10 protein-coding genes are annotated in these 10,661 nt (G+C 71.7%); 8 read left to right on the top strand and 2 right to left on the bottom strand.

What is annotated here, in order from left to right; translation table 11 throughout:
- From ACFYO5_RS16585 to ACFYO5_RS16570, 4 genes are all read left to right on the top strand, one after another.
- The coding region (locus ACFYO5_RS16585; protein ID WP_388709175.1) for an alpha-glucosidase C-terminal domain-containing protein at window positions 1-248 on the top strand (248 nt) is incomplete at its 5' end.
- Between the two features lie 28 nt (window positions 249-276).
- The gene (locus tag ACFYO5_RS16580) at window positions 277-1,638 is read left to right on the top strand and encodes a maltokinase (protein WP_356566982.1); all 1,362 of its coding nucleotides are present in this window, start codon (window positions 277-279) and stop codon (window positions 1,636-1,638) included.
- Window positions 1,639-1,641: 3 nt separating this feature from the next.
- The gene (gene glgB / locus ACFYO5_RS16575) at window positions 1,642-3,843 is read left to right on the top strand and encodes a 1,4-alpha-glucan branching enzyme (RefSeq protein WP_388709173.1); all 2,202 of its coding nucleotides are present in this window, start codon (window positions 1,642-1,644) and stop codon (window positions 3,841-3,843) included.
- A 57-nt stretch (window positions 3,844-3,900) separates the two neighbouring features.
- Window positions 3,901-4,989, top strand: coding sequence for a glutamate--cysteine ligase (locus ACFYO5_RS16570; RefSeq protein ID WP_356566985.1), 1,089 nt, complete (start codon window positions 3,901-3,903; stop codon window positions 4,987-4,989).
- 45 nt (window positions 4,990-5,034) lie between these two features.
- Here the strand turns inward: ACFYO5_RS16570 and ACFYO5_RS16565 are convergent, their stop codons facing one another.
- Entirely contained in the window at window positions 5,035-5,268 is a 234-nt protein-coding gene (locus ACFYO5_RS16565; RefSeq protein WP_356566987.1) for a DUF6480 family protein, read from the bottom strand.
- A 174-nt stretch (window positions 5,269-5,442) separates the two neighbouring features.
- Here ACFYO5_RS16565 and ACFYO5_RS16560 point away from each other — a divergent pair, with 174 nt between their 5' ends.
- Complete coding sequence (locus ACFYO5_RS16560; protein ID WP_388709171.1) at window positions 5,443-7,347, top strand: AMP-dependent synthetase/ligase; 1,905 nt, start codon at window positions 5,443-5,445, stop codon at window positions 7,345-7,347.
- A gap of 176 nt (window positions 7,348-7,523) precedes the next feature.
- Complete coding sequence (locus ACFYO5_RS16555) at window positions 7,524-7,958, top strand: ATP-binding protein (RefSeq protein ID WP_356566991.1); 435 nt, start codon at window positions 7,524-7,526, stop codon at window positions 7,956-7,958.
- Window positions 7,959-8,235: 277 nt separating this feature from the next.
- On the opposite strand, the gene ACFYO5_RS16550 is transcribed toward ACFYO5_RS16555, so the two are convergent.
- Window positions 8,236-8,607: a PRC-barrel domain containing protein gene (locus tag ACFYO5_RS16550; RefSeq protein ID WP_356566993.1), complete on the bottom strand. Its 372-nt coding sequence runs from the start codon at window positions 8,605-8,607 to the stop codon at window positions 8,236-8,238.
- A gap of 217 nt (window positions 8,608-8,824) precedes the next feature.
- Between ACFYO5_RS16550 and ACFYO5_RS16545 the strand changes: the two genes are divergently transcribed.
- Window positions 8,825-9,706 carry an RNA polymerase sigma factor SigF gene (locus ACFYO5_RS16545; RefSeq protein WP_356566995.1) on the top strand — a complete coding sequence of 294 codons (882 nt, stop codon included), beginning with the start codon at window positions 8,825-8,827 and terminating at the stop codon, window positions 9,704-9,706.
- Window positions 9,707-9,980: 274 nt separating this feature from the next.
- Window positions 9,981-10,661 (top strand): HAMP domain-containing protein (locus ACFYO5_RS16540; protein ID WP_388709166.1); only part of this gene is annotated, 681 nt, incomplete at its 3' end.

The following is a 10,661-nucleotide window of genomic DNA, read 5'->3' as shown; positions in this document are numbered from 1 at the left end:
CGGCCGTCCTCGCCTTCCTGCGCGAGTACGAGGACGACCTCGTCCTGTGCGTCCACAACTTCTCCCGCTTCGCCCAGCCCACCGAACTGGACCTGCGTCGCTTCGACGGCCGCCACCCGGTCGAACTCTTCGGCGGGGTCCGCTTCCCCGCGATCGGTGAACTGCCCTACCTGCTCACCCTCGCAGGACACGGTTTCTACTGGTTCCGGCTCGCCCGAGCCGCATCCCGCGTCGGCCGGCGCCTGTGAGCGTGCGCCGAGGGAAGGACGCGTCACCATGCAGAAGACCGCACCTCTGAGCCCGGGCAGTGCCGTCGGCGTCCGCTCCACGGGGACGCTGGGGTCACTGCTGCGCGAGTGGCTGCCCCTGCAGCGCTGGTTCGCGGGCAAGGACCGGCCCCTCAACGACCTGCGTCTGCTGTCCATGACGGAGCTGTATCCGGGCTGTCTGCACCTGCTGGTGCAGACCGGCCAGTCGGGCGTGCCCTCACCGGGCGGCACTCCCCCGCCCGGCGACTGCTACCAGCTGCTCCTCGGCATCCAGGAGCACCTGTCGCCGCGGCTGGGGCGGGCCCTCATCGGCAAGGTCGAGGAGGGGGCACTGGCCGGACTGACCGTGCACGACGCGCTCCAGGACCCGCGGTCGGCGCATCTGCTGCTGGAACGCATGCGGCATCCGGGGCCGCTCGGTCCGCTGTCCTTCGAGTCCGACCCGTCGGTCCACGTGCCGGCCGGCCTGGCTCCCCGACTGCTGGAGGCCGAGCAGTCGAACACGTCGCTGGTCTACGGCGACGCGTTCATCCTGAAGGTGTTCCGGCGCATCCAGCCGGGGGTCAACCCCGACCTGGAGGTGCCGGTCGCGCTGGCCGGGCAGGGGTGCGGCCGGGTGCCGGCCCCGGTGGCCTGGTACCGCACGACCCATCCGCAGGAGGCGACGCTCGGCGTCCTCCAGCCGTTCCTGCCGGACGCCTCCGACGGCTGGACGCTGGCCCTGGACGCGCTGGCCCGCGGGGACGACTTCACCCCGCAGGCCCACGCCCTGGGCGGCGCCACCGCGGAGGTGCATCTCGCGCTGGCCGCGGCCTTCCCCGCCGGACCGCTCGGCGACAACGCGCGGACGGCGGCCGGGATGACCGAGCGGCTGGAGGCCGCCGCCCACCACGTGCCGGCCCTTCGACCGTACGTACCGGGGCTCACCACCGCCTTCGGCGCGCTGGCCGCCTGCGACGCGGGCCCGCCGGCCCAGCGCATCCACGGCGACCTGCACCTCGGGCAGGTGCTGCATGCCGGACGGGAGTGGTTCGTCATCGACTTCGAGGGCGAGCCGTCCCGGCCGCTGGCCGAACGGCGCAGCGCGCACTCCCCGGTCCGCGACATCGCGGGCATGCTCCGCTCGTTCGACTACGCCGCCCGGCAGCGCCGCCCGTGGCGTCCCGAGTGGGCCCGCCGCTGCCGCGAGGCGTTCTGCGCCGGGTACGCGGAACGGGCCGGCTGGGATCCCCGCAAGAAGCACGCCCTGCTGCGTGCCTACGAAACCGACCGTGCCGTGTACGAGGTGCTGTACGAGGCGCGGCACCGTCCCGACTGGCTACCCGTACCCATGGCGGCGATCGAACGACTCGCCGTCCGAGGAGGCTGACCGATGGCTCTGCGTGACACTTCTCGGCCCGAGTCGGCCGGCCCCCGCCCGCCGGCGCCCACGCTCGACCCCGTCGACCGGGGACGCCTGCTGGCGGGCGCCCATCACGACCCGCACGCCCTGCTGGGCGCGCACCCGGTGCCCGGCGGCATCCTGTTCCGGGCGCTGCGCCCCTTCGCGCGTTCGGTCGCCGTCCTCGTGGACGGCCGCCGTACCCCGCTGGTGTCCGAGGGGGACGGTCTCTTCGCGGCCGTCCTGCCGCTGGCCGAGGTCCCGGCGTACACACTGCTGGTGGCGTACGAGGGGGACGAGTCGGAGGTGCACGATCCCTACCGTTTCCTGCCGTCGCTGGGCGATCTCGATCTGCACCTCATCCGGGAGGGCCGGCACGAGCAGTTGTGGAAGGCGCTCGGCGCCGAGCCGATGACCCACCAGGGCGTGGCCGGCACCCGGTTCACGGTGTGGGCGCCGAACGCCCAGGGGGTGCGGGTCGCCGCCGACTTCACGTACTGGGACGGCACCGCGTTCCCGATGCGTTCCCTCGGCTCGTCCGGGGTGTGGGAGCTGTTCCTGCCCGGGGTCGGCGAGGGCACCCGGTACAAGTTCGAGATCACCTCGCGCCACGGGCACCGCTTCCTCAGGGCCGACCCGATGGCCCGGTGCGCGGAGGTCCCGCCGGACACCGCGTCGATCGTGCACGCCTCGCACTACGAGTGGGACGACACCGAGTGGATGGCGCGCCGGGGGGAGGTGCCGGTGCACGCGGCGCCGTTCTCCGTGTACGAGGTGCACCTGCCCTCCTGGCGACCGGGTCTGACGTACCGTCAGTTGGCCGACGAGCTGCCGGCGTACGTCAACGACCTCGGCTTCACGCATGTGGAGTTGATGCCGGTCGCCCAGCACCCGTTCTCCGGGTCCTGGGGTTACCAGATCACCGGCTTCTACGCGCCGGCCTCCCGGCTCGGCACGCCGGACGACTTCAAGTACCTGGTCGACGCGCTGCACCGGGCCGGGATCGGCGTGATCGTGGACTGGGTGCCGGCCCACTTCCCCAAGGACGACTGGGCGCTGGCCCGCTTCGACGGGGACCCGCTGTACGAGCCCGGGAACGCCCAGCGGGCCGAGCACCCGGACTGGGGGACGTTCGAGTTCGACTTCGGGCGTACCGAGGTGCGCAACTTCCTCGTCGCCAACGCCGTGTACTGGTGCGAGGAGTTCCACATCGACGGGCTCCGGGTGGACGCCGTCGCCTCCATGCTCTACCTCGACTACTCGCGCGAACCGGGCCAGTGGACGCCCAACGGGTTCGGCGGCCGGGAGGACCTGGACGCGAAGGCGTTCCTCCAGGAGATGAACGCGACCGTGTACCGCCGCAACCCGGGTGTGGTGACCATCGCGGAGGAGTCCACGGCCTGGGAGGGGGTGACCCGGCCGACCGACAGCGGCGGCCTGGGCTTCGGCCTGAAGTGGAACATGGGCTGGATGCACGACTCGCTGGAGTACATCGCCAAGGAGCCGGTGCACCGCAAGTACCACCACCACGAGATGACCTTCTCCATGGTGTACGCCTACAGCGAGAACTACGTCCTGCCCATCTCGCACGACGAGGTCGTGCACGGCAAGAAGTCGCTCGTGTCGAAGATGCCGGGCGACTGGTGGCAGCGGCGGGCCAACCACCGCGCCTACCTCGCCTTCATGTGGGCCCACCCGGGCAAGCAACTCCTCTTCATGGGGCAGGAGTTCGCCCAGGGCGCGGAGTGGTCGGAGGAGCACGGCCCCGAGTGGTGGCTGCTCGACGAGGGGTACGGCGCCGCGGCCGACCACCGTGGCGTGCGGGACCTGGTCCGCGACCTCAACACGCGCTACCGCGCGACCCCGGCGCTGTGGCAGCGGGACACCGATCCGGGCGGCTTCCGCTGGGTGCTGTGCGACGCGGTCGAGGACAACGTCTTCGCGTTTCTGCGGTACGACGCCGAGGGCGTCCCCCTGCTCGCGGTCAGCAACTTCTCCCCCGTCGTCCGCCACGACTACCGGCTCGCCGTGCCGGACGACGTCCCCGTCTGGTACGAGGCCCTCAACACCGACGACATGCGGTACGGCGGCAGCGACGTGCGTCTGCTCGACGGGATCAAGCCGGAGAACGGGGAGATCGCCTTCACCCTGCCGCCCCTCGCCACGGTGTGGTTGACGCCCACCTCCGTGTGAACCGGCCCCGACGGGGCATTCGGGTGCGTACCAACTGCCGGAGAAGGGCTGCATCACGTGCGCACCGTCGGAGTCGAGGAGGAACTCCTCCTGGTCGATCCTGGGACCGGAGAACCGCAGGCGCTCTCCGCCGCGGTTCTCGCCCGCGCCTCGCGGGACGGGGACGAGCAGGATGTCTTCGAGAAGGAACTGCACAACCAGATGCTGGAGTTCGCCACCCACCCGCAGTCGGGGATGGACGAACTCGCGGAGGAGATCGTCCGCATCCGCGGGGACGCGGCCCGGCACGCCGGGGAGATCGGCTGCACGGTGGCGGCGCTGGCGACGTCGCCGCTGCCGGTGCGGCCCTCCGTCAGCATGAACCGGCGGTACCAGTGGATGGCGGAGCAGTACGGCATCGCCACCCGTGAACAGCTTGTCTGCGGCTGCCATGTCCATGTGTCGGTGGAGTCGGACGAGGAGGGCGTCGCCGTCCTCGACCGGATCCGTCCCTGGCTGTCGGTGCTGTTGGCGCTCAGCGCCAACTCCCCTTTCTGGCAGGGGAACGAGACGGGGTACGGCAGCTATCGCAGCAGGGTGTGGCACCGCTGGCCGTCGGCCGGTCCGACCGAGCTGTTCGGGTCGGCGGAGCGGTACCACCAGCGGGTCGCGGACCTGGTGGCCACCGGCACGATCCTCGACGACGGGATGGTCTACTTCGACGCTCGCCTGTCGGCGCGCTATCCGACGGTGGAGATCCGGGTCTCGGACGTCTGTCTGCGCGCGGAGACCGCCGTGCTCGTCGCCGCCCTGGTGCGCGGGCTCGTCGAGACGGCGGCCCGCGAGTGGAAGGCCGGCGGGGAGCCGACCGACCACAGCGTGAGCCTGCTGCGGCTGGCCGACTGGCGGGCCGCCAAGTCCGGACTGGCCGGCGATCTGCTGCATCCGGTGACCATGCGCCCGGCGCCCGCCGAGACGGTGGTGCGGGCCCTGGTCGACCATGTGGCGGAGGCGCTGGCCGACAGCGGTGACCTGGAGCGGGTCCGGACGACCTGTGCCGATCTGCTGCGGCACGGCAACGGCGCCGTGGAACAGCGCGCGCTGTGGGAGCGCACCGGGAGCCTGCGCGAGGTCGTCACCGGCTGCGTGCGGCTCACCCAGGGCTGACGTCTCCCTCCGGTCCCGCCGGGGCCGGAGGGCGAGCGGCCGTGGTCAGAAGATGAGGATCAGGGCATAGGCCAGGAAGAAGGCCGCGACCAGCACGGTGAGGACGATGATCAGGGTGAGCGGGGCCTTGGCCCAGCCCTTGGGGGGATTGTGGGTCTCCCGGGGTCCGGCCTCGGGCATGCTGCTCTCCGCGGGCGGGGTCTCGCCCGGCGGCACGCCGCCGCCCGGTTCCAGTCCTGTGCTGCGTTCCGGTTCGGGGTCGGGACTGATGTGAGTCATGTCTGCCGAGTCCCCCGAACCCGCGGTTCACCAACACGGTCCGCGGGCGAGATCGTCAACGCGGAATAGTTATCCGATCTCGGCCACAAGCCGTCCCGCCTGGGCTACATTCGACCACCGTCGATAACTGTCCTCATCGGCGGAGTCACACCCCGTACCTGTCAGGAGCAGCGCATGCGCGACGTCGCCCTCGCTCCCCCAGCCGCCTCGCCCCTGACCGGAGGTCTCGCCGACAGCGTTTTCGAGACAGCCGCCCGCACCCCCGCGCTGCCGGTGCTCGCGCGCCGCTCCGCTCCCTCGGGGGCGTGGGAGGAGGTGACGGCCGCGGAGTTGCGCGACGAGGTCGTGGCTCTCGCCAAGGGGCTCATCGCGTCCGGGATCTCGCCGGGCAACCGGGTGGCGGTCATGGCGCGCACCCGCTACGAGTGGACGGTGCTCGGCTACGCCCTCTGGGCGGTGGGCGCCGAGGTCGTCCCCGTCCATCCGACGTCCTCGCGCGACCAGGTCGAGTGGATCCTGCGGGACGCGGGCTGCGCGGGCGTGATCGTCGAGGACGAGCAGAGCGTCATGACGGTGGGCTCGGTGTGTGCGGCGATGCCGTCCCTGCGGCACGTCTGGCAGCTCGACGCGGGGGCGTTCGAGGAACTCGCCCGGCGCGGCGAGGTGATCCCGCAGACCACAGTGGACTCGCTGCGCCGGATCGTGCTCCCCGACTCCACCGCGGTGATCGCGTACACCTCCGGCACCTCGGGCCGTCCTCTGGGCTGCGCGCTCACCCACCGCAGCCTGGCCTCGCCCTGCGACACCCTGCTGGCCGGCTGGGGGCACACCGCGGGGCCGCCCGGACAGCAGCCGTCCGTCCTCGCCTTCCTGCCGTTCTCCCACGTGTACGGGCTGATGATCCAGGGGCTGTGCCTGCGCGGCGGCATCCTGATGGGTCACGAACCGGACCTGAACGGGGAGGCCCTCGCCGAGGCGCTCCGATCCTTCCGTCCGACCTACCTGTACGGGGTCCCGTCGGTCTTCGAGAAGATCTACAAGAACTTCCTGCGCGCGGCCCAGGAAGCCGGCCGCGGCGCGCTGTTCGAGCGGGCCGCCGACACCGCCCGGGACTTCGCTGCGGCCGTCGAACGCCAACGGCTCGGCCGGGGCTCGGGACCCGGCTTCGACCTGCGGCTCCAACACGCGCTGTACGAACGGACGGTGTACCGCAGGCTCCGCGCCGCCCTGGGCGGCCGTGTGCACCGCGCCACCTCGGGCGGCTCACCGCTCCACCGCGACCTGTCCCTCTTCTACGAGGGCATCGGGATCCACGTCCACGACGGCTACGGCCTGACGGAGACCAGCGGCGGAATCACCATGCAGCCCCTCGGCAGGGAGAAGACGGGGACCGTCGGTCAGGCCCTGCCGGGTACGGAGATCCAGGTGGCCGACGACGGGGAGATCCTGGTGCGCGGCCCGTCGCTGTTCCAGGGCTACGTCAACGACAACGCGTCCACCCGGGCCACCCTGTGGGGCGGCTGGCTGGCCACCGGTGATTTGGGTCACCTGGACTCCGACGGCTACCTGACGATCACCGGCCGCAAGAAGGACGTCATCATCACCAGCGGCGGCACGAGCGTGGCACCGACCGCGCTGGAGCAGCGGCTGCGGATGCACCCCCTCGTCCATCAGGCGGTGGTCGTCGGCGACAACCGGCCCTGTGTGGGCGCGCTGATCACGCTGGACCCGGAGTTCCTGGCGCACTGGCGCCGCAACCTGCCGCCGTACGGGGGCGACCGCTCCGACCGGGAGGCGCGGGAGGAGAACGCCCTGCGGGAGGAGGTGGGGCGGGCGGTGGCCGCGGCCAACAACGCGGTGTCCCGCTCGGAGTCGATCCGGGTGTTCCGGGTGCTGCCGGAGCCGTTCGACCACACCAACGGGCTGCTGACGCCGTCGATGAAGCTGCGCCGCGACTCGATCGTGCGGCACTACGCCGCCGAGATCGAGGCCATGTACCAGGCCCGTGTGCGGGTTCCCCGGGAGAGCGCCCCCGCGGAGGTGCTGAGTTGGGACGACGCGGACGACGTGTTCCGCTGACGCGGCGACGTGTTCCGCCGAACGCGCCGTGGTCGCCCCGTCGCCGTGCGTGGTAGGTGTCCGCCGCCCGGTGCCGGACGCGTAGACCGCGCCCGCCAGGGAACCCTGGGGAGTGGCGACGACCGAGCCGCACGAGAAAGGACGACGGTCCCGGCGACAGGGGGCCGCACGACGACATGGCAACCGAGCCCCGTGGTGACGACTCACCGGCCTCCTGGACGATTCCGAGCCGCACCGCCCGTTTCGCGGGTGAACCGCAGGACGTGACGGGTGCGCGCCTGGCCGCCGAGGAGTTCCTCCGCACCCTCGCCCGCGCGACCCCGCCCGTGGCGCCCGAGTGCTGGCACGACATCGTGCTGATCGTCACGGAGTTGGCGTCCAACGCGGTCCAGTACGCGCCGGGCCCCTTCGTGCTGCACCTGCGCTCCACCTTCGACGGGGTGCATGTGACGCTGCACGACACCAACCCGACGGCGCCGGCTCCGCGGCCCTTCCACCCCGACGCGGGGGGCGGGGGCATCGGCTGGCACCTGATCCACACGTTGTGCAGCCAGGTGAGCGTGGTGCCCGCGGGCGGGGGGAAGGACGTGCACGTCTTCCTGCCGTGGTGACCGCGGTCGTGGCTGTTCGCCGCTCCCGTGGCGGGCGTCTCGTCGCGTCGCTTCCCGTCGGGGACGACGTCGCTCCGTCGTGCGCGGTGGGCCGGGGCCGGGCGTATCACCTGTCGGTGTCGCCTCGGATCCGACCGTGCCGGCGCCGCGCCGTCGGCCCGCGGCAGGCGTGGATCATCCCCGCGGGCCCGGGGCGTGCCGGCCCGGGCCCGCGCGGGTCCGTCTCTCCTCGTGGCACGGTCACCGCTCGGTCACTCGTGGCACGGTCACCGCTCGGTCACGCCGTCGCGGTCCCGCGCGCGGCCAGCCGCCGGTAGTAGTCGGCGACGTCCGACAGGTACGCGGGGTCCATGGTCTCGCTGTCGGTCCGGAAGCGCGGCGCCTCCTTGACCTCGTCCACGGTGCAGGCGAGGGATATCTTGCGCTCCTCCGCGTCGACGGACGCCACGACGCCCACCGGGACGACGGCGCTCCTGCCGAACAGCCAGACGCCCGTGTCGACGACCAGGTGCCACATGCCGTGGTGGCCGTCCTCGCGTTCGACGTGCCCCAGTGTGCCGTCGGTCCCGACCACCCCGTACCCCGTGAGGTCCTGTCCTTCGGCATGCCCGCTGACCGACGGATAGGACCAGATGCTGTCGATGGTCACGCTGCTCCTCTCTCTTGTCCCCACCGCCCTGATACCCGGCCCAGGCGCCCGCATTCGGCCGGCCGCGTGCCGTCCGGGACTTCGGCTCGTTCACGCACGGGAGGCAGTGCTGCCCGCTTCCCGGCATGAGACGAATCCTCAGGGGCAGACGCAGTGGGTCATCGGAAGGCCCGCCGACCCCGGGGTGCGGCGGGCCCGGGCGAACGGAGTGAGCGGCATGAGGGCCGTGACAGCACAGGAACGAACGGCCACGGCAGGGCGGCGGGCCACCGACGGCCTGCTGGGAGGGGTTCCGCTCATCGACGTGCCCACCGACGTCAGCCCGAGGGACGCGCGGGAGCTGTCCCGCCCGTTCTTCGACCGGCTGGCCGTCCTGGAGGAGGGCACGCCCGAGCACCAGTACGTGCGCAACACGCTGATCGAGATGAATCTCTCCCTGGTCCGGTACGCGGCCTCCCGGTTCCGCGGCCGGGGCGACGCGATGGAGGACATCGTCCAGGTCGGGACGATCGGGCTGATCAAGGCGATCGACCGGTTCGAGCTGGCCCGCGAGGTCGAGTTCACCTCGTTCGCCGTGCCGTACATCGTCGGCGAGATCAAGCGGTTCTTCCGCGACACCAGCTGGGCGGTCCACGTGCCGCGCCGGCTCCAGGAGGCGCGGGTCGAGCTGGCCCGCGCGACCGACGAGTTGCGGTCACGGCTGGGACGCATGCCCACCACGCGGGAGCTGTCGCAGCTGATGTCCCTGTCGGAGGAGGAGGTCATCGAGGCGCGCAAGGCCTCGAACGGCTACACGTCCGCCTCGCTCGACGCGGCCCTCACCTCGGACGGCGGCCCGGACGGCGAGTCGGTCCTGGCCGACTTCATCGGCGTGGAGGAGCCCGCCCTCGAACTGGTCGAGGACTTCAACTCCCTGGCGCCTCTGATCGCCCAGCTCGACGCGCGGGAGCGGCGGATCCTGCATCTGCGGTTCGTCGAGGAGCGGACGCAGGCCGAGATCGGCGATGAGCTGGGCATCTCGCAGATGCATGTGTCCCGGCTCATCAGCCGCATGGTGGCGCGGCTGCGGCTCGGTCTGCTGGGCTCCGAGGTCGCCTGACGGGGGCGCCCGCGCCCTCGGGGAAAACTACGGCGAGTACCCCGTTTCCTTCCGTGTATGCAAGGTGCGCACCCAGTGGATCTCCTGTGCGGCCCACGTGACGCGACACTTTTGTTCCGCCGCAGGCGCATGGGTTAGCCTGCGGCGGATTTCTCTCATCGCGCACATCCGTGAACTGCGGAAATGGACGCACGACATGCGGTGCCGTCCCCACCGGGGCGGCCCGGTTCCGAGCCCCCGTCGGGGGCTCCTGGGGAGCGGAACGAGGGTACGCATGACCAGCAACGCCACCGAGGCCGCCGAGACGGTGCCGGGCGATCAGGAGCTGAGACAGCTCCTGGCCGGCCTGACCGCCGTTCGGGACGGGGATTTCGGCACCCGGCTGCCCGCCGACGGCGAAGGCCTCATGGGCGACATCGCGACCGTGTTCAACGGCATGGTCGACCAGTTGTCCGTCTTCACCTCCGAGGTCACGCGTGTGGCCCGCGAGGTGGGCACCGAGGGCACCCTGGGCGGCCAGGCCGAGGTGCCCGGCGTGTCGGGCACCTGGGCCGATCTCACGGACTCCGTGAACGCCATGGCGGGCAACCTGACGACCCAGGTGCGCGACATCGCACAGGTGGCGACGGCGGTGGCCAAGGGCGATCTCTCGCAGAAGATCGACGTCCCCGCTCGCGGCGAGATCCTTCAGCTGAAGGAGACCGTCAACACGATGGTCGACCAGCTCTCCGCCTTCGCCGACGAGGTCACCCGCGTCGCCCGCGAGGTGGGCACCGAGGGACGGCTCGGCGGGCAGGCGCAGGTGCCCGGCGTGGCGGGTGTCTGGCGGGACCTCACCGATTCGGTCAACTTCATGGCCGGAAACCTCACCGCTCAGGTTCGCAACGTCGCCCAGGTGACCACGGCGGTCGCCAAGGGCGACCTGTCGCAGAAGATCACCGTCGACGCCCGCGGC

The sequence above is a fragment of the Streptomyces sp. NPDC006259 genome (assembly GCF_042870975.1).
In the GTDB taxonomy this organism is placed as follows: domain Bacteria; phylum Actinomycetota; class Actinomycetes; order Streptomycetales; family Streptomycetaceae; genus Streptomyces.
The sequence above is the reverse complement of the archived record's forward strand: the minus strand, read 5'-3'. Positions and strand labels throughout refer to the sequence as shown.